This is a genomic window from Aurantimonas aggregata, from assembly GCF_010500835.1.
GTDB lineage: Bacteria > Pseudomonadota > Alphaproteobacteria > Rhizobiales > Rhizobiaceae > Aurantimonas > Aurantimonas aggregata.
The window spans coordinates 1-1,096 of record NZ_JAAAMJ010000077.1 but is presented as its reverse complement, the minus strand read 5'-3'; the positions used below and the strand labels follow the sequence as shown (position 1 = coordinate 1,096).

Genomic DNA, 1,096 nt, shown 5'->3' with positions numbered 1-1,096 from the left:
ATACCAACGTGCGCTGATCAGAACTCATGCGCCCAGTCCCGCATTCCGATTGAGATGATTTTCCAGGGCTGATCGACGAGCTTGTTCCAAGCGTCACAGCAGTGGGCGACGATGTCGTCGTAGTCGGCGAAGATGCGGTTCGACAGCCAGTTGTCCCTTATGAACTGCCAGACATTTTCGACCGGGTTGAGCTCGGGCGACCTCGGCGGCAGGAACAGGAGGGTGATGTTGTCGGGCACGACGAGCTTGGGCGTGGAGTGCCAGCCGGCCTGATCGAGGATCAGAACGGCATGGGCGCCGGGATCGACAGCTTCAGCGATTTCGTGGAGGTGCTGGTTCATCGATCCGGTGTCGCAATAGGGAAGGACGAGGCCAGCACCCTTGCCCTTCTTGGGACAGATGGCGCCGAAGATGTAAGCCCACATGGTGCGTTGATCGTGCGGGGCCGAGGGACGTTTGCCGCGCCGGGCCCAGCGACGCGTGACCTTGTTCTTCTGGCCTATGCGGGCTTCGTCCTGCCACCAGAGTTCGATCTCGGTGCCCTTCGGGAGGCCGGCCCGGATGGCTGCCAACGCGGCTGGGAAGTCTTTTTAAAAGCGTCCACCTCGAACTCGTTCTGCGCGTAGTGCCGCGGCCGGGCCGAGAGCTTGGCAAAGCCGAGCGCCTTGAGCGCGCGGCCGAGCGTCGTCTCGTCCAGCGAGATGCGGAACTGCTCGAAGATCCAGCGGACCAGATCCTTGCGCCGCCAGCGGACCACGCCATGGATCGCCGGGATCGGGCCGCTCTCCACGATCTTCGCCAGCGCCTGCCGCTGCACGTTGTTCAGCTTGTGCCGATTGCCTGGCGCCTTGCCGGTGATCAAGCCGGCCGCCCCACGGGCATTGAACCGCAGGACCCAGTCCCGCACGATCTGAAGAGTGACGCCGCCGATCCTCGCCGCGTCCGAGCGCGAGCCGCCATCATAAATCTCGGCCAGTGCCAGAAGCCGACGCGCCTGCGCCGCATGCTTTGTCGTCTTGGCCAGCTCTCGAAGAGCGGGTCCGTTGAAATCGGAACGAAGCGGGATCGCTGAAGCCATGGCAAACCTCCGTTTGCC

The 1,096-nt window shown here is 63.6% G+C and carries 1 protein-coding gene; it reads right to left on the bottom strand.

The genetic code is table 11. From position 1 onward, the window contains the following. Positions 1 to 17: 17 nt before the first annotated feature. Positions 18 to 1,078 (bottom strand): IS630 family transposase gene (locus GTW51_RS23310; RefSeq protein WP_163046402.1). Its coding sequence is split into 2 segments (ribosomal slippage): positions 18 to 586 and positions 586 to 1,078, totalling 1,062 coding nucleotides; the frame shifts between segments, so codons are not numbered across the junction. Positions 1,079 to 1,096: the final 18 nt, after the last annotated feature.